The 24,841-nt window shown below is 68.2% G+C and carries 19 protein-coding genes; 9 read left to right on the plus strand and 10 right to left on the minus strand.

All coding sequences use genetic code 11. From position 1 onward, the window contains the following. Nucleotides 1-8 precede the first annotated feature (8 nt). From C1933_RS13955 to C1933_RS13970, 4 genes are all read right to left on the minus strand, one after another. Complete coding sequence (locus tag C1933_RS13955) at nucleotides 9-1,391, minus strand: adhesin (protein WP_108753735.1); 1,383 nt, start codon at nucleotides 1,389-1,391, stop codon at nucleotides 9-11. A gap of 43 nt (nucleotides 1,392-1,434) precedes the next feature. After that, the gene (locus C1933_RS13960) at nucleotides 1,435-2,052 is read right to left on the minus strand and encodes a hypothetical protein (protein WP_108754850.1); all 618 of its coding nucleotides are present in this window, start codon (nucleotides 2,050-2,052) and stop codon (nucleotides 1,435-1,437) included. Continuing rightward, nucleotides 2,052-2,549, minus strand: coding sequence for a hypothetical protein (locus C1933_RS13965; RefSeq protein WP_325051512.1), 498 nt, complete (start codon nucleotides 2,547-2,549; stop codon nucleotides 2,052-2,054). Before C1933_RS13965 ends, C1933_RS13960 begins: the two co-directional genes overlap by 1 nt. Nucleotides 2,550-2,822: 273 nt before the next feature. Beyond that, complete coding sequence (locus C1933_RS13970; protein WP_108753737.1) at nucleotides 2,823-4,157, minus strand: dicarboxylate/amino acid:cation symporter; 1,335 nt, start codon at nucleotides 4,155-4,157, stop codon at nucleotides 2,823-2,825. Nucleotides 4,158-4,311: 154 nt separating this feature from the next. Between C1933_RS13970 and C1933_RS13975 the strand changes: the two genes are divergently transcribed. The 5 genes from C1933_RS13975 (at nucleotide 4,312) to C1933_RS14000 (ending at nucleotide 9,828) form a co-directional block, all read left to right on the plus strand. After that, on the plus strand, nucleotides 4,312-6,018 hold the full coding sequence (locus C1933_RS13975; protein WP_108753738.1) for an alkaline phosphatase: 1,707 nt from the start codon (nucleotides 4,312-4,314) through the stop codon (nucleotides 6,016-6,018). After that, nucleotides 6,015-6,560 carry a WG repeat-containing protein gene (locus tag C1933_RS13980; protein ID WP_108753739.1) on the plus strand — a complete coding sequence of 182 codons (546 nt, stop codon included), beginning with the start codon at nucleotides 6,015-6,017 and terminating at the stop codon, nucleotides 6,558-6,560. Before C1933_RS13975 ends, C1933_RS13980 begins: the two co-directional genes overlap by 4 nt. 816 nt (nucleotides 6,561-7,376) lie before the next feature. Then, on the plus strand, nucleotides 7,377-8,663 hold the full coding sequence (gene tilS, locus C1933_RS13990) for a tRNA lysidine(34) synthetase TilS (protein ID WP_108753740.1): 1,287 nt from the start codon (nucleotides 7,377-7,379) through the stop codon (nucleotides 8,661-8,663). 36 nt (nucleotides 8,664-8,699) lie between these two features. Next, a complete protein-coding gene (locus C1933_RS13995; protein ID WP_108753741.1) occupies nucleotides 8,700-8,960 on the plus strand; it encodes an exodeoxyribonuclease VII small subunit in 261 nt (86 codons plus the stop codon). Next, on the plus strand, nucleotides 8,950-9,828 hold the full coding sequence (locus tag C1933_RS14000) for a farnesyl diphosphate synthase (protein ID WP_108753742.1): 879 nt from the start codon (nucleotides 8,950-8,952) through the stop codon (nucleotides 9,826-9,828). Before C1933_RS13995 ends, C1933_RS14000 begins: the two co-directional genes overlap by 11 nt. A gap of 92 nt (nucleotides 9,829-9,920) precedes the next feature. On the opposite strand, the gene C1933_RS14005 is transcribed toward C1933_RS14000, so the two are convergent. Together C1933_RS14005 and pmbA are read right to left on the minus strand one after the other, a co-directional pair. Continuing rightward, on the minus strand, nucleotides 9,921-10,283 hold the full coding sequence (locus C1933_RS14005; RefSeq protein ID WP_108750636.1) for a DUF4870 domain-containing protein: 363 nt from the start codon (nucleotides 10,281-10,283) through the stop codon (nucleotides 9,921-9,923). Nucleotides 10,284-10,370: 87 nt separating this feature from the next. Next, nucleotides 10,371-11,738, minus strand: a complete 1,368-nt coding sequence (pmbA, locus tag C1933_RS14010; RefSeq protein ID WP_108753743.1) for a metalloprotease PmbA — start codon at nucleotides 11,736-11,738, stop codon at nucleotides 10,371-10,373. A 68-nt stretch (nucleotides 11,739-11,806) separates the two neighbouring features. Between pmbA and yjgA the strand changes: the two genes are divergently transcribed. Then, nucleotides 11,807-12,394, plus strand: a complete 588-nt coding sequence (gene yjgA, locus C1933_RS14015; protein WP_108753744.1) for a ribosome biogenesis factor YjgA — start codon at nucleotides 11,807-11,809, stop codon at nucleotides 12,392-12,394. Between the two features lie 41 nt (nucleotides 12,395-12,435). On the opposite strand, the gene tldD is transcribed toward yjgA, so the two are convergent. The 4 genes from tldD to C1933_RS14035 all read right to left on the minus strand — a co-directional run bounded on the left by tldD (nucleotide 12,436) and on the right by C1933_RS14035 (nucleotide 19,924). Continuing rightward, nucleotides 12,436-13,881 (minus strand): metalloprotease TldD, encoded by a 1,446-nt coding sequence (tldD, locus tag C1933_RS14020; RefSeq protein ID WP_108753745.1) that lies wholly within the window; start codon nucleotides 13,879-13,881, stop codon nucleotides 12,436-12,438. A gap of 63 nt (nucleotides 13,882-13,944) precedes the next feature. Beyond that, the gene (locus C1933_RS14025; RefSeq protein ID WP_108753746.1) at nucleotides 13,945-17,805 is read right to left on the minus strand and encodes a YhdP family protein; all 3,861 of its coding nucleotides are present in this window, start codon (nucleotides 17,803-17,805) and stop codon (nucleotides 13,945-13,947) included. 30 nt (nucleotides 17,806-17,835) lie between these two features. Then, nucleotides 17,836-19,323 (minus strand): ribonuclease G, encoded by a 1,488-nt coding sequence (gene rng, locus C1933_RS14030; protein ID WP_108750641.1) that lies wholly within the window; start codon nucleotides 19,321-19,323, stop codon nucleotides 17,836-17,838. Beyond that, nucleotides 19,316-19,924 (minus strand): Maf family nucleotide pyrophosphatase, encoded by a 609-nt coding sequence (locus C1933_RS14035; RefSeq protein ID WP_108753747.1) that lies wholly within the window; start codon nucleotides 19,922-19,924, stop codon nucleotides 19,316-19,318. Before C1933_RS14035 ends, rng begins: the two co-directional genes overlap by 8 nt. Before the next feature lie 130 nt (nucleotides 19,925-20,054). On the opposite strand from C1933_RS14035, the gene C1933_RS14040 reads away from it, so the two are divergent. The 3 genes from C1933_RS14040 (at nucleotide 20,055) to C1933_RS14050 (ending at nucleotide 24,742) form a co-directional block, all read left to right on the plus strand. Further along, nucleotides 20,055-20,792 (plus strand): SIMPL domain-containing protein, encoded by a 738-nt coding sequence (locus tag C1933_RS14040; RefSeq protein ID WP_108753748.1) that lies wholly within the window; start codon nucleotides 20,055-20,057, stop codon nucleotides 20,790-20,792. A 262-nt stretch (nucleotides 20,793-21,054) separates the two neighbouring features. Then, on the plus strand, nucleotides 21,055-21,714 hold the full coding sequence (locus C1933_RS14045; protein ID WP_108753749.1) for an energy transducer TonB: 660 nt from the start codon (nucleotides 21,055-21,057) through the stop codon (nucleotides 21,712-21,714). Between the two features lie 217 nt (nucleotides 21,715-21,931). Beyond that, nucleotides 21,932-24,742 (plus strand): TonB-dependent receptor, encoded by a 2,811-nt coding sequence (locus C1933_RS14050; protein ID WP_108753750.1) that lies wholly within the window; start codon nucleotides 21,932-21,934, stop codon nucleotides 24,740-24,742. Nucleotides 24,743-24,841 lie beyond the last annotated feature (99 nt).

The following is a 24,841-nucleotide window of genomic DNA, read 5'->3' on the forward strand; positions in this document are numbered from 1 at the left end:
GCGCGGTGTTACTCGCCGCCACCGGTGCCGCCGCCACCGCCGGTGCTGGGCTGGGCCACGGCCAGGGCCAAGCTGTTGGCCTGCAGGTTGCCGGTGCCAGACGCCACGTTCACGCCGATGTTGCCCGACGCCCCGGAGAAGGCACTGCCGGACAGCGCCGAGGTGTTGGTGGCGTTGACGTTCACCCAACGGGTGGTGGTGACGGTGCCGCTCAGGCTGGCGTACAGGTCGGCAATGCCCAGTTCGACGAACTGGCTGGTGCCGCTTTCACGCGTGTCGAAGCCCAGGCCACCCACGCCCTGACGGTACGGGTTCATCGTTGCGTTCTGGATCTCGTTGTCCAGATCGATGTGCCCGGTACTGTTGCCGTCCGGATGCGGCAGGTCGCCGTCCCAGGTGTCGAGGTAGTAGTTCGCCATCTGGTAAGCGTTGCCACGGCCGCTGTAGGTGCCGGCGCCGTAGGCCAGGGTCAGGCCGCCCACGCCACCGCTCATGCCCACTTCCACGGTGTCGGTGTAGGACTGCACATAGCCGGCATTGGACACCGCATTGCCGCTGGAGATCTGGTTGGAGCTGATGCTGGACTGGGCCATGGCACTGGTGGCCACCGAAGCAGCGAGCGCGTTCTTCTGCTCGTTGTTGTTGCCCGAGGCGATGTTCACGCCGATGTTGCCCGACGCGCCACCGAAGGCATTGCCACCGAGGCTGGCGGCGTTGGTGACGCCGGAGTTCATGGTGACGTTGCCCATACCTGCCTGGTTGACGAACACTTCGGCGTCGGCCATGCCGAAGCTGAAGGACGCGTCAGCGGCGGACAGCGAAGCGGCGTTGTCCTGCGCATTGTTGTCACCGGCTACCACGTTGAAGCCGAGGTTGCCCGACGCACCGGCGCCGACATCGTCGGCAATGGAGGCGCTGTTGGTCACCAGGCTGTTGGAGCCTACGTTGTTGCTGATCGACTGGCGGTTGTCGATGACCGCGATGGCGGCCGAATCCAGATCGATCGAGCCGGTCACTTCCGGGTCACCCGAGAAGCTGATGTCCGAGCTCAGGCGCAGGTCCTTTTCCAGGTTCACGTCGACGCCGTGGTTGTTCTTTTCCTTGCGCTCGTCGGCCTGGATGTTGCTGTTCTTCTGTACCTGCTCGTTCACCGTGCGGTTGCGGGTGATGTTGGAGCTGTCGGTGTTGCTGCGTACCGTGGTGTTGGTACGGGTCCAGTTGCGGACCTCGTTGTCGGTGTGGTTGTGGGTGTCGTTGCGGGTTTCGGTCACGACATGGTTGTGGTTGATGTTGGCGTTGGCGTTCTGGTTGTCCCAGCCGTTGGCCGCAGCCGCAGTGGAGGCCGTGGCAATCGCCATCGCAAGCACGGTCCTTTTCAGGTTCGCGTTCATGGTGCCCTCTCTCTCATCAGGTGATACATCGGGTGGTTGTTGCTCACGGGTTGCCCTGCACGGCCATGGTCAGCACGTTGGCCGTGTCATTGCGCGCTCCCGCGATCTGATTGAGTTGCAGGACACCGTCGAAGCCCCGCAGTGCCGTCGAAGCGACGCCGACACTGCGGATACCCGCCGCAACACCGTCACCGGTGTCGCCCTGCCCCCCTGCTGACGCGATATCCGCTGCGGCCAATGCCGCGTCATCGGATTCGCGTATCCCTTGCCGGGCCAGCGTCGCGCTGACGACGTTGAGCGTCGTGTTGGCGATGCCGCTGGCCTGGTTGATCGATGCGATGCCACTGGCGCCGGCCAATGCTTCTCCGGCGATATGTGCGCTGGCCTGCAGCGGTGCCGACAGCACCACGTTGCCGCCGCGCTGCTGGCGTGCGGCCACGGCCACGTTGGCCTGGTCGCCGCTGGCCATGCCCTGCAGATTGGCCTGGATGTTGAGATCGCCCGCGGCCTGGTTCACCGCGATGGCGCCGCTGGCCCCAGCCAGCGCGCGGCCGTCGATGCGGGCGATATCCAGGTAGGCCAGCATGCCGCTGTAGTCGTCGGCCAGCGCCGTGGCCGGCAGCAGCACCACCACCAGCAGCAGGCCCCGCGTGCGCCGCATCATTTGCCACCGCCCGGCGCCGGTGCGCCCAGCGGGAACTGCGACAGCGCACCGCGCACCGTATCGCCGATGCCGCGGGTGGTGTTGCCCACCGCACCCAGCGGGCCGCTCATCGCCCCGCTCAGGTTGCTGCCGCTCATCATGCTGTCACCGGAACGGCCGAGCGTGCCCCCCAGCGCCTGGTGGGTCACCTGCTCCACCGTGGTGCCACCGGGCGCGGCCAACTGCTGGGTCTGCCCAGCGCCCAGCCCGGCGTAGTCATCGTCGCTGAGTTCGTCCATGCCACCGTGCGCGCCGCTGCTGCCGAGTGCACCGGCGATCTCGCGCTGTGGCTTGGGGTCGGCGATCAACGCCACGCCGGGCGGGGCCATGCGGTAGGCCGGGCGCGTGGACACATCGCGCAGCAGCACGATTTCGCCAGGCTGCGCCTTGACGCCCTGGCGCGCACCGGATGCGGCGGCGGCCAGCGGGCAGGCCAGGGCCAGCAGCAGTGCCATCTGCCGAACCGGGCTACCAATGAGGATGCTGCTGCCGTCCATGCCGCTCTCCCGTTGCGTATGCGCAGGGAGGGAGCAGTTTCCGTGCCAACTTCCGCAGGCCTGTTGCACAAGGCCTGCGCGTGCGCTCACGCGCGCCGGTTGATGCCGCGGTGTTACAGCCGCGTTGGGATTTCGTTGGGCTTAACGCGCGCGAAACGCAGGATTCACGGGCTGCGCGGGGGATGTATCAGTCCTGTTACAGGGGCTGATACAACCCGTTGCAGCCCCGCTTCAGCTGCGCGGCGGGGTCGGGTCGGGATCGTCGATACCGACATTGGTGCTGGGGTTGTCGTACACGCTCTGGTCCAGCAGCCCGGTTTCCTTGGCCACCAGCACCGGCACCAGCATCTGCCCCGTCACATTCGTCATCGTGCGCATCATGTCCAGGATGCGATCGATGGCATACAGGTAGCCGATGGTTTCCAGCGGCAGGTTGGCCGCGCTCAGCACCACGGTGGCCATGATCACCGCGGTACCCGGAACGCCGGCGGTACCGAAGCTGCCCAGCACCGAAGCGATCAGCACCACCACGTACTGTTCCGGGGTGAGCGGCACGCCGCTGTACTGGGCAATGAACACCGCGCACAGCGCCGGGTAGATCGCACCGCAGCCATCCATCTTGATGCTGGCGCCCAGCGGCACGGCGAACGAACCGTAGTCCTTGTTCACCCCCAGGTTGTGGGTGATCGAGCGCAGCGCCACCGGCATCGCCGCGAAGCTGGACGAACTGACGAAGGCCACTTGCATGCCCGGTGCCGCGCCGCGGAAGAACTTCAGCGGGTTCAAGCCGTGCGACAGCAGCAGCGCGCTGTACACCACCACGATGTGCAGCGCGCAGGCCACGTACAGGGCCAGCACGAAATGGCCCAGCGGCAGCAGCTTCTCGAAGCCGTAGCTGCCGACCAGGCCGGCGATCAGGCCGAACGTACCGATCGGGGTGACTTCCAGCACGAAGCGGGTCACCTGGATCATGATGTCGCTCATCTGCCCGACCAGCTTGCGCGCCTCGGTCACCTTCTCGCCCAGCTTGACGATGGCAAAGCCCACCAGGCCGGCGAAGAAGATGACCGGCAGGATCGAACCGCGACCGGCCGCCAGCACGGTCTCGCCGGCCGCGTTGACCTTGGTGCCGATGCCCGACAGCGCGTAGAACACATTGGCCGGCACCACGTCCAGCAGCACCTGCACCACGCTGGGCACTTCGCGCGGCACGTAGTTGCTGGCCATCGACAGTTGCAGGCCACCGGCACCAGGCTGCAGCACCGAGCCCACGCCCAGGCCCACGCAGACGGCCAGCGCCGCGGTGATCACGAACCACAGGAAGGTGCGGCCACTGAGCGCGGCGACCGATTTCTGGCCATGCAGCGACGAGATCGCGTTGATGACCGCGAAGAACACCAGCGGCACCGCGATCATCTTGATCAGGGTGACATACAGTTCGCCGAGCGGGCCGAACCACGTTTCCGCGGCCGGGCCCAGCGCCCAGCCGGCCAGCGCGCCGAGCACGAAGCCACCGACCACGCGCTGCCAGAATGGAATCCGCAGCCAGGCAGAGACCAGCTTCATAGGCAATCCAGAGGGGAAGGAAGGGATGGTTCCACGATAGCCCAAGCCTGCCGCGGGAACGACCGCCGCACCGGCAAATCAGTGTGTCATCGGCGTGCCTTGCTGGGCCGGGCATAATGAACGTCCCGTTACAGTTTGTGAGATCCCAGCGTCCATGCGTCGTTCCGTCTCTCTGTTGGCCGCCTGCGCCACCACCCTGCTGCTGGGCGCCTGCGCCAGCACCGCCCCCGCCACTGCCCCGGCCGGCCTGAAGGTCGCCGTCGATCCGGTCGCCCATCCGGCCGGCGAAACCCCGCAGTGGTGGTACCGCAGTGGCGCCGCACAGGCCGCAGCCAACGGCGCGATGGCCGGCAAGGCCAAGAACGTCATCCTGTTCCTGGGCGATGGCATGAGCCTGACCACCGTGGCCGCCGCGCGCATCTATGAAGGCCAGCGCAAGGGCAGCGCCGGCGAAGAGAACCTGCTGTCGTGGGAGCGCTTCCCGGCCACCGCGTTCAGCAAGACCTACAACACCGATTCGCAGACGCCGGATTCGGCCGGCACCATGACCGCCATCACCACCGGCGTGAAGACCCACATGGGCGCCATCGGCGTCAGCGCCGGCAGCCGCACCGACTGCGCCGACAGCCTGTCCAAGGGCCTGCTGACCTGGCTGCAGCTGGCCGACAGCGCCGGCCTGGCCACCGGCATCGTCTCCACCGCGCGCCTGACCCACGCCACCCCGGCCGCCACCTACGCCCATTCGCCCGAGCGCAACTGGGAAAACGACACCGACCTGACCGAGGAAGCCAAGGCCGCCGGCTGCCAGGACATCGCCCAGCAGTTGCTGTCCACCTCGCGCTATGGACGTGGCCCGCTGGTCGCCCTGGGCGGCGGTCGTGGTGAGTTCACCACCGTGGAAGAGCGCGACCCCGAATATGACGACAAGGTCGGCCAGCGCCTGGACGGCCGCAGCCTGGTGCAGGAATGGCAGCAGGCGCATCCGCAGGGTGCGTACGTATGGAACAGCAAGCAGCTGGCCGCCGCCGCCAACGCCCCGGCCCTGCTCGGCCTGTTCGAGCCGGACCACATGCGTTACGAATACGAGCGCCCGCAGGATCCGTCCGGCGAGCCGAGCCTGGCCGAACTGACCGCCGCGGCGATCAAGAACCTGGCCCAGCACAAGGAAGGCTACGTGCTGATGATCGAAGGCGCACGCATCGACCATGCCAACCACAGTGGCAACGCCTACCGCGCGCTGACCGAAACCGTTGCCCTGTCCGATGCAGTGCGCGTGGCCAACGAACTGACCTCGGCCGATGACACCCTGATCATCGTCACCGCCGACCACTCACACACCCTCAACTTCGTCGGCTACCCGGCGCGTGGCAACCCGATCCTGGGCAAGGTGAAGGACAAGGGGGGCGAAGACGGTGCCGGCAAGCTGGACAACGCCCTGGACGGCAACGGCCAGCCCTACACCACGCTGAGCTACGCCAACGGCCCCGGCCACACCGGCGCCACCAACCAGCAGCCGGCCGGACCGAAGCGCTACCCGCACAACCCCAGCACGTTCGAGCAGGCCAAGGGACGCCCCGACCTGCACGCGGTGGACACCGAGCACCCCGATTACATGCAGGAAGCGCTGGTGCCGATGAAGTCCGAATCGCACGGCGGCGAAGACGTGGGCATCTGGGCCCGTGGCCCGGGCAGCCAGGCGATCCGCGGCACGCTGGAACAGAATGCGATCTACCACATGATCGTGCAGGCGGCCCCGGCCCTGCGCGCACGCCTGTGCCAGGCCGGCACCTGCGATGCGCAGGGCGTGCCGGTGCAGCTGCCGGCGCCGAACGCCTTCGAGCGCAAGGCCGAGGCCAAGTGAGGCCGCAGCCAGCCCCTGCCGTTTGGGCCGGTCGCCGCGTTGCGCGGTGGCTGGCCCTGCTGGGCGTGCTGGCCAGTGCCGGTGCACAGGCACAAGCGCCTGCGTGCCAGCTGCTGACTGAAAGCGAAGGGCTGGTGGCGTTGCCGGGCTGCACCGTGGCCGAAGGTCAGCCGCGGCTGGACGCCACGGCGCTGGCCGCCCTGCCCTACGACGCGCAGGGGCTGGCGGTGGTTCATGCCGGCGGCAGTTTCCATTACGTGGACCGCACTGGCCGCAGCCTGGCGGTCATCACCTGGGACAACGGCCCGGACACGCTGCAGGAAGGTCTGCTGCGTGGCCGCGTGGGCGAGCGCATCGGTTACTTCGACGTGGCGTTGCGGCAAGTGATCGAACCGACCTTCGATTTCGCCTGGCCGTTCCACGACGGTGTGGCCGAAGTGTGCAACGGCTGCCGGCGCGGCACGCCCGATGCAGACGGGCACACCCCGATGGAAGGCGGCGACTGGTTCCGCATCGACCGCAGCGGCCGTCGGCTGAAGTAGGGTTTTCGGCAGGGCTGCGCCCTGCACCCCTGTAGAGTCGAGCCATGCTCGACTGAAGCAACGGCAACGGCAACGGCAAAAGCGGGCATTGCGTGGGATGGCGGGACGGTGTCGGATTGCGGGGACGCCGCAAGTACGTCCGTGTAGGCTTGGCAGCCGCATCCATGCGGCTGACACCCCGCAATCCGACACCGCCCCACCTCTGACAGATTCCCGCGATCGGCGGGGGGATCCACGCCATGCGTGGATGGATCTCTGTGGGAATCGAAAATTTCGAATTGAATTCGGAACGGATCCACGCATGGCGTGGATCTACTGGCCATCGCGACATGCCCGGCTGTTGGTAGGTGTCGACCTTGGTCGACACATCTGTCAGGTATCGAATGAATTCATTCGTGTCGACCAAGGTCGACACCCACCAGAGAAGAACGCCGTTCCGGCAGATCGCATGGCATGGGGTCAGATCCCGTTGCTGCGCAAGGGGCTCTGACCCCAAATTCTTCGATATCTGACAATTTCATCCACGCATGGCGTGGATCTACTGTGTCGACCCAGGTCGACACCCACCAGAGCAGAACGCGGTTCCGACAGATCGCGGGAAACTGTCGAAGGCGGGATGGGTCCGGTTGCGGGGGTGTCCGCGGCATGGATGCCGCGGCCAAGCCTCCACGGACGGATTCACGGCGTCCCTCGCAACCGGACCCACCCCGCCACCCCACGGATACCTGGCTTTTGACGTTGACGTTGACGTTGACGTTGCATTGAGCAGGTGCAGGGCGCAGCCCTGCCAGCTCCCCCCACCCTATACTTGCCGACGTGAGTGACTTCCCTGCCCTTGTCCCGCTGGATACCCCGCTGCTGGTCGGCTACAGCGGCGGGCTGGATTCAACCGTGCTGCTGCACTGGCTCTGGCGCTGCGCGCAGGCCAGCGCCACGCCGCTGCGCGCGGTGCATGTCCACCACGGCCTGCAGGCCGATGCCGATGCCTGGGTCAGGCACTGCCAGCAGCAGTGCGATGCCCTGGGCATCGACCTGGCCGTGCATCGCGTACAGGTCGCTACGGCCGACGGCCTGGGGCTGGAAGGTGCCGCGCGCCAGGCCCGGCGCGCCGCCTTCGGCGCCGAACTGCGGCCGGGCGAAACCCTCGCCCTGGCCCACCATCAGGATGACCAGGCCGAAACCTTCCTGCTGCGCGCACTGCGCGGCTCCGGCATCGATGGCCTGGCGGCGATCGCGGCCGACAGCACATTGCAGGGCCACCGCCTGTGGCGGCCCCTGCTGCACACCGCACGCAGCGCGCTGCACGACTACGCGCAGCAGCATGCCCTGCGCTGGATCGAAGACCCCAGCAACGACCACGACCACGCCGACCGTAATTTCCTGCGCCTGCAGATGCTGCCGCTGCTGCGCCAACGCTGGCCGCACGCAGCCGCGGCCTTGGCCGGCAGCGCCGACCACTGCGCGCAGACCCGCGCGATGCTGGACGAGGAAGATGCCGAACTGATCGCACACCTGGAAGTGGCACCGCGGGTGCTGTCGCTGGAGCTGCTGCGCCAGGTGGCGCCTGCGCGCGGTGCGCGCGTGCTGCGCGCCTGGGTGCGCGCGCACGGTGCCGCACCGCTGCCGGCCACGGTGCTGCAGCAGCTGCAGCAGGAACTGCTGGCAGCGCCCAGCGATCGGCGGGCGCAGGTGCGCTGGCAGGACCACGCGATCCAGCAATGGCGGGGACATGCCTACCTGCTGCCGGCCGTGCTGCCCACGCTGCCGACCGCCTGGCACGCCGCCTGGGATGGCCGCGCACCGCTGCCGCTGCCCGACGGCGGGCAACTGCGCCTGATGGGCTGCGAGGCCTTTTCCCAGCCCCTGCAGGTACGCGCACGGCAGGGCGGCGAGCGCATCCTGCTGCCCGGCCGCACCCATTCACACGCGCTGAAGGACTGCCTGCAGCGCGAGCACCTGGCGCCTTGGCGGCGCGCGCAGCTGCCGTTGCTGTTCGACGGCGAGCAGTTGCTGGCCGCCGCCGACGTGGTGGTTTCCGCCCCCCTGCAGACGTGGTTGCAGGCCCACGACGCGCAGTTGCAGTGGCGCCCAGGCGGCTGGTGAATTGACCCCCGCGCGGCTGCCGTCCACACTTGTCGCATGGCCAAGAAGTCCCCCGAAAACGTCTCCCCGGTCGCCCAGTTCGAGCAGTCGCTCGAATCGCTGGAACAGCTGGTGGAGCAGATGGAAACCGGCGAGCTCAGTCTGGAAGCGTCGCTCAGTGCTTACGAACGTGGCGTGGGTCTGTACCGCCAGTGCCAGCAGGCGCTGGAGCAGGCCGAACTGCGCGTACGCCTGCTCAGCGATCCGGCCCAGCCGGACACCGCCGAACCGTTCGACCCGCCCAGCCATGACGGTTGAGGCGCTGTTCGCGCACTGGCGCGACCGTATTGAAAGCCAGCTTGACGCCGCCCTGCCCTCGCCGGCCGATGCGCCGCAGCGTCTGCACCAGGCCATGCGCTATTCGGTGCTGGGCGGCGGCAAGCGCATGCGCCCGCTGCTGGTCTACGCCAGTGGCCGCCTGTTCGGCGCGCCGCTGGATCAACTGGATGCGGCCGCGATGGCCGTGGAGCTGATCCACGCCTATTCGCTGGTACACGATGACCTGCCGGCGATGGACGATGACGCCCTGCGCCGCGGCAAGCCGACCACGCATATCGCCTTTGATGAAGCCACCGCGATCCTGGCCGGCGATGCCCTGCAGACCCGCGCCTTCGGCCTGCTGGCCGATGCTGCGCTGCCGGCCAGCCTGCGCGTGGCCTGCCTGCAGACCCTGGCCCACGCCTCCGGCGCGGCCGGCATGTGCGGCGGCCAGGCATTGGATATCGACGCCACCGGCCAGCAGCAGTCGCTGGCCGCGCTCACCCGCATGCACGCGCTGAAGACCGGTGCGCTTATCCGCGCGGCGGTACGCATGGGCGCGCTGTGCGGCCAGGCACCGGCGCCGGTGCTGGCGCAGCTGGACGGCTTCGCCGATGCGTTGGGCCTGGCCTTCCAGGTGCGCGATGACATCCTGGATGTCGAGGCCAGTTCCGAGCAGCTGGGCAAGACTGCCGGCAAGGACCAGGCCCAGGACAAGAGCACCTTCCCGGCGCTGCTGGGCATGGACGGGGCCAAGGCGCACCTGCGCGACCTGGCCGCGCGCATGCAGGCGGCTCTGGCCGGTTACCACGAAGAAGCCGACGCGCTGCGTGCGCTGGCCACGTTGGCGGTGGAACGCGATCATTGATCGCGCTTGCCGGGCATGCCCCGGCGCTACCGGCGATGGAAACAGAAACGCCCGGCATTGCCGGGCGTTCTGCTGTGCACGTGCCGCCGGAATTACTTGATCAGGCGCAGCGCGAACGGATAGCGGTACAGCTCGCCGTTGTTGGCCTTGACCGCAGCGATGATGCTGAAGACCAGGCTGAGCAGGCCGACGATCGGGGCCAGGATGGCGCCGATGATCACGAAGGTCAGGATGATGCAGATGAACATCGCGATCGCGATGGTGATCTGGAAGTTCAGCGCTTCCTTGGCCTGGTCGGTGACGAAGGACTTGCCCGCGTCGTCCTTGTTGATCAGCCAGATGATCAGGGCACCGATGAAACCGGTGAAGATGCCCAGCAGGTGCGCGGCCAGCGCCATGGTGCGCTGGTCGGACGGCGCGTTGCCGGCCGCCGGGACGTTATCGAAATCGCTCACGACAAAACTCCTTTTTTTTGGGTGGTCATGCGCGACCAGCTGCGGGCCGGTCGCGTCAGGCGCGCATAGCTTACGCCATCAACGCCATCAATCATTACCGGCGATCGTCATCCGCCCCACCAGGATCGAGCCGGTGCGGATGTGCGAGCGCGGGTCGACATCGCTGCCCACCGCTTCAATGCTGGCGAACATGTCGCGCAGGTTGCCGGCAATGGTGATGCCATCGACCGGGAACTGGATCTCGCCGTTCTCGACCCGGAAGCCACCGGCACCGCGCGAGTAGTCACCGGTCACCCCGTTCACGCCCTGCCCCATCAGTTCGGTCACCAGCAGGCCGTTGCCCATCTGCCGGGCAATCTCGTGCAGGGAGCCGGCATTGGCGGCCAGCTGCAGGTTGTGCACGCCACCGGCATTGGCGGTGGTCTGCAGGCCCAGCTTGCGCGCCGAATAGCTGCCCAGCACGTAGCGCTGCAGCACGCCGTCGGTCACCAGGGCCGAGGCGCGGGTGGCCACGCCATCGCCGTCGAAGGCGGCCGAGCGCAGGCCGCGGCGCAGGTGCGGCAGCTCTTCGATCTGCATCCATTCGGGGAACAGGCGCTGACCCACGCTGTCCAGCAGGAAGCTGGCCTGGCGGTACAGGGCACCACCGGACACGGCCGACAGCAGGTGGCCGACCAGGCCGCGCGCCACTTCCGGGGCAAACAGCACCGGCAGGCTGCCGGTGGGCAGCGAACGCGGCTGCAGTCGGGCCACGGTGCGCTCGGCGGCGCGACGGCCCACGTGGGCCGGGTCTTCCAGGTCCTCGCGGGCCAGCGCGCCGGTGTACCAGCCGTCCCGCTGCATGCCATCGCCGGTGCCGGCAATCAGCGCGCAGCCGATCGAATGGTGGGTGCCGCGCTCGCGACCGATGAAGCCATGGGAGTTGGCGTACACCGATACGCTCTGCATGCTCGACACCGAGGCGCCGTCGGAATTGCGGATCTGCGCATCGGCCTGGCGGCCAGCGGCCTCGCAGGCCAGGGCCAGGTCCACCGCCTGGTCAGCCTGCAGCGCCCACGGGTGCCAGCTGTCCAGATCGGGGAAATCGCGGGCCATAAGCGCGGCGTCGGCCAGGCCGGCGGCCGGGTCGTCCTCGGTATGGCGGGCAATGGCGCAGGCCTGCTCGACCGTGGCCTGCAGGCTGGCCTCGTTAAGGTCGGCGGTGCTGGCACTGCCCTTGCGCTGGCCGAAGTAGACGGTCACCGCAATGCCGCGGTCGCGGGTGGACTGCACGGTCTCCACCTCGCCAAGGCGGACATTGACCTCCAGCCCGCGGTCCTCGCTGCAGCTCACCTCGGTCTGGCTGGCGCCCAGCGCGCGGGCGCGGTCGATCAGCTGCTGGGAAAGGTCGGCCAGCCGTTCCAGCCGGGCCAGGCTGTCGTCGCCGGCGGCGACTTCAGGGGCGATCACGTTCAATGCTTTATCCTGTACAGGTTGGGCCCGGCATCACGCCGGGCGACTTTTTTTGAGATCAGGTAGGAACGATGCGCGGACGCGACGAAGAAACCGGTGAATTCCACGACAAGAGCCGCAGCCAGAACCGGCGCGACGCGCTCGATGTCCTGGCCCTGGGCGAAAAGCTGGTGTCGCTGACCCCGGCCCAGCTGGCGCGCCTGCCGATCCCGGAAGACCTGCTGCCGCATATCGCCGAGTGCAAGCGCATTACCGCCCACATCGCCCACAAGCGGCAGCTGGCGTTCCTGGCCAAACACATGCGCCGCGAGGACGAGGCCACGCTGGACGCGATCCGCGATGCGCTGGATGCAAACAGCGAAACCGGCCGCCGCGAAGTGGCGATGATGCACCGCGCCGAAGACTGGCGCGAGCGCCTGCTGGCCGAGGGCGACAAGGCGCTGGCCGCCCTGCTGGACGACTACCCGCAGGCCGACCGCCAGCAGCTGCGCACGCTGGTGCGCAACGCCCAGGCCGAAAAGGCCAAGAACAAGCCGCCGCGCGCCTACCGCGAGATCTTCCAGGTGCTGCGCGCGCTGATGCTGCCGGCGGCGCTGGGCCTGAAGGCTGCGACCGACGAGGCCGACGACGTCGGCACCGACGAAGCCGACGAGGACTGAGTCCGCGCCGCCCTGGGCATGGGCGCTGGCCATCGCCGCGCTCAGGCCTGGGTACCGCCCACGGTCAGGCCCTCGATCAGCAGCGAGGGCTGGCCGACACCGACCGGCACGCTCTGGCCATCCTTGCCACAGATGCCCACGCCCTCGTCCAGGGCCAGGTCGTTGCCGACCATGCGCACCTTCTGCATGGTTTCCGGGCCATTGCCGATCAGCGTGGCGCCCTTCACCGGCGCGGTGATGCGGCCGTCTTCGATCAGGTAGGCCTCGGTGGCCGAGAACACGTACTTGCCGCTGGTGATGTCCACCTGGCCGCCGCCGAAGTTGACCGCATACAGGCCCTTCTTCACCGACCGGATCATTTCCTGCGGGTCGTGCTGGCCGGCACGCATGTAGGTATTGGTCATGCGCGGCATGGTCAGGTGCGCGAACGATTCGCGGCGGCCGTTGCCGGTCAGGGCCATGCCCATCAGGCGCGCGTTCAGCGCATCCTGCATGTAGCCCACCAGGATGCCGTCCTCGATCAGCGTGGTGCACTGGCTGGGGTGCCCTTCGTCATCGATGTTCAGCGAACCGCGGCGCCCGTCCAGGGTGCCATCGTCAACGATGGTCACGCCCGGGGCGGCCACGCGTTCGCCGATGCGGCCGGCGTACACGCTGGTGCCCTTGCGGTTGAAGTCACCTTCCAGGCCATGGCCCACCGCCTCGTGCAGCAGCACGCCGGGCCAGCCCGGGCCCAGCACCACCGGCATCACCCCGGCCGGGGCCGGTACCGCGTCCAGGTTCACCAGCGCCTGGCGCAGCGCTTCGCGGGCGAAGGCTTCGGGGCGGCCATCGGCGAACAGTTCGGCGTAGCCGTAGCGGCCGCCGCCACCGGCATAACCCGATTCGCGGCGACCGTTCTGTTCCACGATCACCTGCACGTTCAGGCGCACCAGCGGGCGCACATCGGCGCCCAGCACGCCGTCGGTGCGGGCCACCAGCACGGTGTCCACGCCGCCGGACAGGCTGACCATCACCTGCTTCACCCGCGGGTCGGCCGCGCGCAGGTAGCCATCCAGGCGCTTGAGCACGTCCACCTTGGCTTCATTGCCCAGGCTGTCGATCGGGTCCAGCGTGGGGTACAGCGCGCGGGCGTTGCCGCGCAGCAGCGAACGACCCTGCTGCGCGCCGCCCTCGCGGGAAATCGCACGCGCCGACTGCGCCGCGGTCAGCAGTGCATCGGCATGGATATCGTCGGAATAGGCGAAGCCGGTTTTTTCACCGGCAATGGCGCGCACGCCTACGCCCTGTTCGATGGAATGGGCGCCGTCCTTGACGATGCCGTCTTCCACGCTCCAGCTCTCGCGCCGGGCATGCTGGAAGTACAGGTCGCCGAAGTCCACGCCGGGGCCGAGCAGCTGGCCGAAGGCGCGCTCCAAGCCAGCGGTATCCAGGCCGCCGGGGCGCAGCAGGCGGTCGTTGGCAAGGGTCAGGGCAGTATCAGTCATGGTCTCGATCTGGGGGTGCTGGCGGGGCCAGGCAAGGCCACGCGATGAACAGGGGCGCCGCGCTCAGCGCGGGCGCGGCAGGTCGGTCACGGTCGGCGGCGGAACCGGCACGGGCACCGGGGCCGGCGCGGGGCTGCGGTCACGGTTGCGCTCGATCACTTCCACCTTGGGCTCCTTCCACGGCCCGGTCACCCGGTAGGTGCGCGCGCCGATCTCACCCAGTGGCTTGGACAATACCGCATTGGTGGCCGCGCCCAGGGCGGCGCCCACCGGGCCACCGGCCACCGCGCCGACCACGGTCAGCAGGTTGCCGGCGCGCGGGTTCACATCAATGGTCTGGTCGAACTGCTGCTGGCGCAGGTCGGTCTGGCCGCGGATGGTGATGTTCGCTGCGGGGCCTTCGATCAGCACCTTGTCGGTGCGCGCCATGCCGTTGCCGAACTGCATGCCGCCCTCGATCTGGTTGAAGGCAAAGCCCTTGGAGAAGAAATCACGGAAGTCGAACATCAGCCGGCGCGGCAGCTGGGCCACGCTCAGCAGGCCCAGCACGCGGCCGGCCCCCGGGTCCAGTTCCAGCAGCTGGCCGTTGCGTGCATGGATGTCCAGCTGCCCCTGCAGGTTGCCCAGCTGGAAGTCGGACGGGCCGCCGGCCCACGAGGCCTGCAGCTGGGCCTGGCCGGAGCCGCCCCGCAACTGGCCGGCGTAATCGAAGTTCTGCAGCAGACCACCCAGATCCTCACTGCGCACCTGGGCGTTCAGTTCAGTACGCGCACCGGCGCTCTTGCCCAGCCAGCGGCCGGTGATGTCGATTTCCTGGTCCGGCGCGCGGAAGCGCAGCTCGTCCACGCTCAGACCCTGCGCCAGTGGGCGGGTGCGCAGCACCGCCTGGCCCAGCACCACCTTGCCGAACTTCAGGTCGGCGATGTCCAGCGCGAACGGCGGCAGCTTGGCCGGGTCCATGTCGTCGGCACCGGCCTGCACTTTCGCGGCGGGCGGCGTTGCCGCGCCGGCGGCTGCAGGCGGGGATTGCCAGTACACACGGTCCAGCGTGCCGCTGATGGTGCCACCGTCGGCATTGGGCACGCTCAGGCGGCCGGCCAGCGATGGGCCGTCCATGCGCACATCCAGCGCCTGCGGCCCGGGGTGCAGCTGCAGCCGGGTCTGCGCGAACACACCGCCGATCAGCATCAGCTGGCCCACCTGCACATCCACCGTGCGCAGCGGCATGGGGTCGCCATCGCCGCCCGCACCACGGGCCAGGCCGATCCATTCCAGCGCGTCCAGGGTGGGGCTGCGGCCGTTGATGGTCAGCCCGCTGGGCGGCGGCTCGCGGTCCACCTGGCTGCTGCCCAGGGTGACCTGCACACCGGTCTGGTTGTTGTGGCTGCGCGCAGCCAGCGCCAGCCGGTCGCCAAAGGCCACATCGATGCGTCCGGCCCCCATCGGCAGCTGTGCGGCCACGGTGGTGGCCAGCGGCTCGGCGGCTGGCTTGTCCAACGGTGCCGGCAGATCCAGGCGGGTGCCCACCAGGTCCGAACGCAGGCGCAGCTCGCTGGGCGGGGCGGGACTGCCGGGGGCGACCTTGGGCAGGTTGACCGCGATCGTCCACGGCGAGGTGCCGTTGATGTAAGGCTTCAGCCAGGCCATTTCCGGCGCGCGATCGATCAGCACGCCCGCATCCAGGCTGGCCGACAACTCCGATTCGAAGGCCAGCCGCGCATCGCGCACGAAGCCCCCGGCGCGCAGGCTCAGCGTGCCGTCCTGGCCCAGGTGGCGCACCGCCAGCGATTCGGCGGCGAACCCGGCGTTGCTGTAGCGGGCCTGGCCGTGCATGCCATCGAATGCCACGTCGAAGCGCTTGTCGGCCAGCTTCACCCCGGCCAGATCCACCGTGCCCTGCAGGTGGCCACCGCCTTCGTCATGGTGCAGGGGCTGCAGCAGATCGAAGTGGACGTTGGCCGGGCCGCTGGCGCTCAGGTTGTCCAGGGTGTCGCCGTATTCCTTGTGCAGGCCGCTCTGGCGCAGCATGGACAGCAATGCACCCGCTTCGCTGCGGCTGTCGGCGCGCACGTACAGCGGCTGCTGGCCGAAATCGGGAATGCCGGCTTCAAAGTGCTGCACCGCCACCCCGGCCAGGTCGCCACGGCCCTGGATATGGAAGCCCGGCCCGATGAAGGCGACATCGGCATCCACCTGGCCCATCAACGGCCAGTCGTGCTGGAAGCGGATCTGCCCGTTGCTGATGTGGCCGGTGGCCTCGAAGCGGCCATCGTTGTTGTCGAACGGCCAGTCGTCCAGGTCACCACTGACCAGACCGATACCGCCCCGCACCTGCCCGCCGGCCAGGGCCATGTCCAGCCAGTCGGTGGCGCCCTTGCTCATCTTGGAATGGATCCAGAAGCGCTTGGCGGCGGTCATCGGCACATCGTCCAGCTTGGCCGCCAGCTGCATCCACGGCCGCGTGCCGTCGCCCTGGAACCACAGCCCGCCGCGCACGTCGGCCGCGTAATCCGTGCCCTGCACGCGCAGGGCCGGGGTGCCGATGCGCCAGCCACCGGCTTCATCGCGCCAGCCCACCACCTGCCCGGCCAGGTGCAGGTCGTGGCGCACGCCGAAGCCGCTGGGCCAATCGAACTGCAGTTGCCGCTGCGGCTGCAGCTGCAGGCTGAAGCCATTGGCATCGCCTTCGAAACGCCCGCCCAGGCCACGCAGGCCCGGCGCGCCGGCCACGCTGGCAAAGCCCAGCGACTGCAGCTCGCCCTGCGCCCACAGCGGGCCATCGCGTTCACCCCGCACCTGCAGCGCGGCCACGTCCAGCTGTGGCCGGGCCAGGTACAGCCAACGGCGCAGGCCCGGGTCCAGCCGGTCGCTCAGGGCCAGCGCGCGCACGGCCGTGCCGGCCTGCACCGCACCGCTGCTGATCTGCAGCTGCCGGCCCAGGCGCACCTGCAGGCCATCGAGTTGCTGTGCGCCGTCTTCGCCCTGCAGGCGCAGCTTCGGCACCTGCAGCACCCAGCCATCGGCCTGGCGTTGCCAGCGCAGCCGTGCCTGCAGGCGCTGCAGCTGCACCTGCGGGTGCGCCACGCCCGGCATCGATGCGCCTTCAATACGCAGCCCACGCAGGTCCGAATCGGTGGTGACCGCCACCGGCGCGAAATCGCGCAGGGTCAGCCACAGGTTCAACTCGCCCTTGCCTTCGCGCAGGCGCACGCCGGCCCCGGCCAACAGCGGCGCCCAAGCCTGGAAATCCACCGGGTCGGCACCCAGCCACGCCTGGCCGTTGCCTTTGCGCCGGTCCAGTTCCAGCACCGCCGTCAGCGGCAGGGCCTCGGCTTGGGCCCAGGCACGCACGCCCACCTGCAGCCGATCGCCCTGCACGCGCAGGCGCAGATCGATGCGCGGCAGCGTGGCGTCGATGCCCAGCGCAGGCGCATGCACGGCCAGTTGTCCGCCAATCACCTGCAACTCGCCCAGCCGGCGCAGCGCATCCAGCGGATCGCCTGCACCCGTGGACTGCGGCAGGCCACGCACGCTCCAGCGGCCGTCAGCGGCCTGCTGCAGGTCCAGCGACAGCCCGCGCAGGCGCAGTTCGGTCAGCGAGCGCCCCGGCAGCAACCCGCTGTACATCGATACCAATACTTCGGCTTCGCCAATGGCCAACCCCTGCCCGGCGCCGATACGCAGCCCCTGCAACTGCAGCAGCGGGCCGCGCCGGGTCCAGGCGGTCTGCAGGCGCTCGAAACGCACCGGCTGGCCGGCCCGCGCACTCAGCCACGCGGCGATCTGCTGCGGGTGGCGCTCGGCCAGCGGCAACAGCTGGCTGAGCGTGCCCACCAGCAGGGCAAGCACGACCAGGCCTACCGCGCACGCGGCAATCAGATGACGGCGGATCCTTCGCAGTCGCAGGCGCGGCGGCGCGCTCATCGGCCAGCGCCGGACCGCAGCCGGCGTGGATCAGAGCAGAACCACATCGAACTGCTCCTGCAGGTACTGCTCGTCCGCCTGGAAACGGATGCTCTTGCCGAGGAATTCCTCCAGCTCGGCCACGGCGGCCGATTCCTCTTCGGTGATGCGTGCCACCACCTTGGTGGAGGCGATCACCAGCAGGCGCGCGGCATCGAACTGGCGCACGGCGCGGGTGATCTCGCGGAAGATTTCGTAGGTCACCGTTTCGGTGGTCTTGATGCTGCCGCGACCACTGCACTGCGGGCAGGTTTCCGACAGCTGGCGCTCCAGGCTTTCCACGGTGCGCTTGCGGGTCATCTCCACCAGGCCCAGCGGCGAGAAATCGTAGACGGTGGTCTTGGCATGGTCGCGGGCCAGCGCCTTTTCCAGCGTGCGCAGCACCTGGCGGCGATGCTCGGCATCGTCCATGTCGATGAAATCGATGATGATGATGCCGCCCAGGTTGCGCAGCCGCAGCTGCCTGGCCACCGCCTGCGCTGCCTCCAGGTTGGTGCGGAACACGGTTTCTTCCAGGTTGCGCTGGCCCAGGAACGAACCGGTGTTCACATCGATGGTGGTCATCGCCTCGGTCTGGTCGATCACCAGGTAGCCACCGGATTTCAGCGGCACCTGCTTGTCCAGCGCGCGGCCGATCTCGTCTTCCACGCCGAACATGTCGAAGATGGGGCGGTCACCGCTGTACAGCTCGATCTTCTCGGCCAGCACCGGCATGTACTTGGCCACGAACGCCTGCAGCTGGGCGAAGGTTTCCTTGGAATCGACCTTCACCTTGTCCACGTCCTTGCGGATCAGGTCGCGCACCGAGCGCAGCGGCAGGCTCAGGTCTTCATAGATGTTGCTGCACGAGGGCGCCTCGCGGCCACGGCGCTCGACCACGTTCCAGACCCGCGACAGATAGGCGATGTCCTCGGCAATGGCTTCGGCCGGCTGGCCTTCGGCATTGGTGCGCACGATGTAGCCGTAGCCACCGTGCTGCGCCGACAGTTCGGTCACCAACGCCTTCAGCCGCGCACGCTCGCCTTCGTCTTCGATGCGCGCCGAAACGCCCACCACCTTCGACTGCGGCAGCAGCACCATGTAGCGCGAGGGAATGCTGATCTGCGTGGTCAGGCGCGCGCCCTTGGTGCCGATCGGGTCCTTCACCACCTGCACCACGATGTCCTGGCCGTCGCGCAGCAGTTCCACGATCGGCACGCTGGACGGCGGCGGCAGGGTGGTGTTCTCGGTATCGGCGCTGGCCACCGGCGCCGGCCGCACCACGTCGTTGGCGTGCAGGAACGCGGCGCGCTCCAGCCCCACTTCCACGAACGCGGCCTGCATGCCGGGCATGACCCGCTGCACCTTGCCCTTGTAGATGTTGCCGACCACACCCCGGCGCCAGCCGCGCTCGATGTGCAGTTCCTGCAGCATGCCATTTTCGATCACCGCGACCCGGGTTTCGCGCGGGGTCACATTGACCAGGATTTCCTCAGACATCGGCAGCCTCCCTGGCGGCATGGGCAGTGGGGGCCGGCACGCCGCAACGGGCCAGCAGGCGGTCAGTGTGCAGCAAAGGCAGCCCCATCACGCCGGAATAGCTGCCTGACAGGTGTTCGATCCAGCGCTCGGCGCCGCCCTGGATGGCATAGGCGCCGGCCTTGTCCAGCGGTTCGCCGGTGGCCACGTAGGCGGCGATGTCGGCCGCGGCGATCGGCGCGAAGGTGACCTCGGAGACCACCAGCTCGGCCTCCAGGCCCTGCGCGTGCACGACCACCACGGCGGTCATCACCTGGTGGGTGCGCCCGGCCAGGCGCGCCAGCATGGCGCAGGCCTCGGCCGCATCGGCCGGCTTGCCGAACACCTGGCCGTCCAGCACCACCTCGGTATCCGAGCCCAGCACCCGCGCCTGCGGGTCGGCGGCCAGCACCCGTGCCAAGCCGGCGCGCGCCTTGTCGGCAGCCACCCGGCATACATACTGTTCGGCACTTTCCTGCGGCGCACGCTGCTCGGGCACCTCCAGGTCCAGGGCCTGGAAGGGGCGTTCGAGTCGGGCCAGCAGTTGGTTGCGTCGGGGCGAGCGGGAAGCGAGATAGAGCATCGGCACAGCATAACCTGAGGCCGCCACCTGAATCGTCGGCAACCCCGCCTTGAATGCCTTCAACCCCGAACGGACTCACAGCGCGTTCATCGCTACGACACCACCCTCACCGGCACACCAAGGAGATCCCATGCGCCGCACCGCCACCCCGTTGCTGCTTGCCCTGTCCCTCGCTCTTGGAGCTTCGATGACCGCCCATGCTGCCCCGCCGCCGCCGCCCGCGGTCGCCGCCGCCGAAGGCACCCTGCTGAACATCTCGGCCAACGCCGAAGCCACCCGCGTGCCGGACGTGGCCACCCTGTCGGCCGGCGTGGTCACCCAGGCCGCCGACGGCAACAGTGCCATGCGCCAGAACGCCCAGCAGATGGACAAGGTGCTGGCCGCGATCAAGGCCGCCGGCATTGCCGAGCGCGACGTGCAGACCAGCGGCGTCAGCCTGAACCCGCAGTATCGCTATGCCGACAACGAAGCGCCGAAGATCACCGGCTACCAGGCCAGCAACACGGTCAGCCTGAAGGTGCGCGACATCGCCAAGCTGGGCAAGGTGCTTGATGCCCTGGCCGCGCAGGGCGCCAACCAGATCAACGGCCCGCAGTTCGAGATCGACCAGCCCGAGCCGGTCTACGACGAAGCCCGCCTGGCCGCGCTGAAGAAGGCCCAGGCCCGTGCCCAGACCTATGCGAAGTCGCTGGGCCTGCAGGTGCGCCGCATCGTCAGCATTTCCGAGAACAGCAACGGCGGCTTCCGCCCGATGCCGATGATGCGCGCAATGGCCGCCGGCGCGGCGATGGACAAGGCCACCCCGGTGGCACCGGGCGAATCGACCGTGTCGGTGAACCTGGACGTCGTGTTCGAGCTGGGCCGGTAAGCGTCGCGCAAGGCGGTAGGTGCCAACCGTGGTTGGCAGCCGCTGGCCCAGGCGCCCCCAGGCTGGCGACCTGCAGAACAAGAAGAAGGGGTCCGCCACCGCGGGCCCCTTCCCTGTATCTGAAGCCCAGCCCAACGGCGTCGCACCTGACTCTAGGCAGTGGCCGGTGGCTGGCGCTAATGATGAACTGCCAGCCGCGTGCGGCAACCCCGATGGCGGCCCTGGTGCGTTGAGGACTTCAACACTGGCATGGAGGTGGACCATGGTTCGTACGTATCCCGCTGCATCCCTGCACTTCGACCCCGCCCGCATTGCCGCCTGGAGCGCGGCCATTGCCCTGCACCTGCTCGCGCTGTTGCTGCTGCTGATCCCGGCAACCTACCAGGCCATCAGCGCCCTGCCCCGCGACGACACCACGGTGCGTTTCATCCCCAAGGAAGACCCCAAGCCGCTTGAGCCCACCCCGCTGCCGCCCAAGCCGGAAGTGGTGAAGCTGGTGCCGAAATCGCAGCCTGTGCCGACCGTGACCCCGCCCCTGCCTGCGCCCACCGCAGCACTCGACGAGGCCCAGGGCATCATCCTGCCGGCGGCCGCCGAGGTGGCGGTGGAAGCGCCGCCCGCGCTGCAGCCGGGTGCTCCGGTCACCGGCGCCCAGCTGCAGTACCGCAGCGCGCCGCCGCCGAGCTATCCGGTGCCGGCCCTGCGCAACCACGAACAGGGCACGGTGCTGCTGCGGGTGGAAGTGGACCCGAACGGGCAGCCGGTGAACGTCAGCATTGAACGTAGCAGTGGCTCGCGCAGCCTGGACCAGGCCGCCCGCCAGCAGGTGCTGCGCCACTGGCGCTTCGTCCCGGCCGAGCGTGATGGCCAGGCGGTGTCCGCCATCGGCATGGTGCCGGTGCAGTTCAGCCTGCCCGACTGAGCCATGGACCGGCCCGGCGACCTGCCGGGCCGGCTCCAACGCGGGCTGCGCTTCAAGCCGGCCATGCGCCTTCAATTCTTCAGTCGCGATCACATTTCTGTTACGAATTCAGTAAAACTTCACAACGCCGTCACCTGACAGAAACCTAGATTGACGCGTCCCGGGGCACACCGGTGACAGCCCTCGATGCTCGAGTTTTCCAGTCAGGAGAGAAGCTGTGAAACACCCGATCCAACGGCCCGCCAGCCGCCGCCAAAACCACCTGGCATTTTCCATTACCCACATCCTCACCGGCGGCGCTCTGCTGCTGGCCGGCGCCGTGGTCTCCCCTGCCTTCGCACAGGACCAGGCCACCAACCTCGACCGGATCACCGTGACCGGTTCGAACATTCCCCGCACCAACACCGAAACGCCCTCGCCGGTGCAGGTGGTGACCCGCCAGGAAATCGACCGCAGTGGCAAGACCACCGTGGCCGAATACCTGCAGACGCTCACCTCCGACGGTGCAGGTTCCATTCCCAAGACCTTCGGCAATGGTTTTGCCGGCGGTGGCGCCGGCATCTCGCTGCGCGGCCTGGGCGCCGGCTCCACGCTGGTGCTGTTGAACGGCCGCCGCATGGCCACCTATGGCCTGGCCGATGACGGCCAGAAGGTGTTCACCGACCTCAGCACCATTCCGCTTGACGCCGTCGAGCGCGTGGAAGTGCTGAAGGACGGCGCCTCGGCCATCTACGGTTCCGATGCGATCGCCGGCGTGGTCAACATCATCCTGCGCAGCGACTTCCAGGGCGCGATCCTGCGCGGTTCCTACGGTGTTTCCGGCGATGGCGACGGCGATGCCAAGAAGGCCACGCTGACCGCCGGTACCGGTGACCTGTCCAGCGACGGCTGGAATGCGTTCTTCAGCCTGGACGTCGGCAAGACCGACGCGATCAAGATCAGCGACCGCAAGAACCGCAAGTGGATCGGCACCGGTGACATCCGTCGCTGGGGCTATGACGCCGCCGATGCGCAGTTCCTGGGCGGCGCCTACCTGTCCGGCGGCACCGCCGGTGGCGTGGGCCCGAACGGTTCGGTGTTCGATGACCGCAACGTGGACGATGAAAACCCGGCCTTCCTGGTCGCACTTCCGGGCTGCGCCGACCTGACCACCATTCCCGGCCAGAGCGATGCCACCGCACAGGCGCAGGGCTGCCTGTGGAATCCGGCCCAGCTGTACCGCGACCTGAGCCCGGAAGAGAAGTACGTGAACGTGTTCGGCCGCGCCAGCTTCGCCTTCGGCGAAGGCGGCGAGGTCTACACCGAGATCGGCTACTCGAAGAAGGAAACGATCTTCAGCAACACGCCGTCCGGTGTTTCCGGCGGCTGGGGCTACCCCGGCGGCCCGGTCAACGCCAGCAGCGGCGACGGTGCCGTGGTGCTCAGCCCGACCCATCCGGACAACCCGATTCCCGGCCAGGCCTCGCGCCTGCGCTATTCGGCCTGGGATGTCGGCCCGCGCGTGACCAACAACACCAACGAGTTCAACCGTTTCCTGGTGGGCGTGAAGGGCAACTGGGGCGACTGGAGCTACGACACCGCCTACCTGCATTCGGGCACCGACCTGGTCAACAAGCGCACTGGCTTCCTGCGCTACAGCGCCGTGCAGTGCGCGCTGGGTGACCCGGCCTGCGCCGGCGGTGTGTGGCGCATCGGCGACAACGCCGGCCTGAATTCGCAGGCGCTGTACGACTACATCTCGCCCACCATCAGTGCCCGCGCCAAGTCCAGCCTGGACATGTTCGACTTCACCGTCTCGCGCAGCCTGATGGATCTGAAGGGCGGCCCGCTCGGCCTGGCCATGGGTACCGAATGGCGCAAGACCAGCAACAGCCTGACCCCGCAGACCTACACCGACCAGGGTGACATCATCGGCCTGGGCTACTCGGCCTATGACGGCACCCAGAACGTGTACGCCGGCTACGTCGAACTGTCCGCGCCGGTGCTGGAGCAGTTGGAACTGTCGGCCGCACTGCGTTACGACAAGTACGAAAGCGGTGAAGGCAAGGCCACCCCGAAGCTGGGCGTGAAGTTCACCCCGGCCGACTGGATCGCCCTGCGCGCCAGCTACGCCGAAGGCTTCCGTGCGCCGAACCCGGCCGAAAACGGCGACGGTGGCCTGGCCGCCTTCTCCAATGCCCGCGATCCGGTGCGCTGCGCCATCGACCCGGACAACGAGTGCACCGCGCGTTCGGTGGCGATCATCACCCGCCCCAATTCCGGCCTGAAGCCGGAAGAGTCGAAGAGCTACTCGGTGGGTATCGTGCTGCAGCCGACCTCCAGCACCTCGCTGACGGTTGATGCCTGGGAAATCAAGCGCACCAACGAAATCGCCCAGGGCAGCACCGCCGACGCCATCGCCGCCGGCAACGTCCTGCGCGACAGCAACAACATCGGCGGCGTGGCCAACAGCGGCACCATCCTGGCGGTCAACACGCAGTACGTGAATGCCAACTCGTCGCGTGTGCGCGGTATCGATACCGATATCCGCCAGACCTTCGACCTGGGTCCGGGCCAGCTGGAAATGGACCTGCAGTGGAGCCACCTGCTGAAGTTCGAGCGCACCGAGGGTGACACCACCGTCGATTACGTGGGCACGCACGGCAACTGCGACGTGACCAACTGCATCGGCACCCCGCAGGACCGCATCAACTTCGGCACCACCTGGAAGCAGGGGCCGTGGAGCGTGAGCGGCGTGGTGAACTACATCGACAGCATGGAAAACAAGGATCGCCGCGGTGGCGACTACCTGGCCTTCTATGAAGACGGCTCGCCGGTGGAGAAGATATCTTCGTTCACCACCTTCGATCTGTCCGGTCGCTGGAACATCACCGATGCGTTTGAACTGAACGCTTCGGTGCAGAACGTGTTCGACCGCATCGCCCCGCTCGACCCGTCCACCTACGGCGCGGTCAACTACAACCCGCTGCACTTCAGCGGTGCCATTGGTCGTTACTTCACCGTCGGCGCCAAGTACACCTTCAACTGATCCACGAAGGTCAACCGCACTGCAGAGGCCCGGGCATGTCCCGGGCCTTTGCTTTTTCACCACATGCGCGCGTCCATGATGAAGGCCTACCGCGCGAGG

It is taken from the genome of Stenotrophomonas sp. ZAC14D2_NAIMI4_6, from assembly GCF_003086875.1.
In the GTDB taxonomy this organism is placed as follows: Bacteria; Pseudomonadota; Gammaproteobacteria; order Xanthomonadales; family Xanthomonadaceae; genus Stenotrophomonas.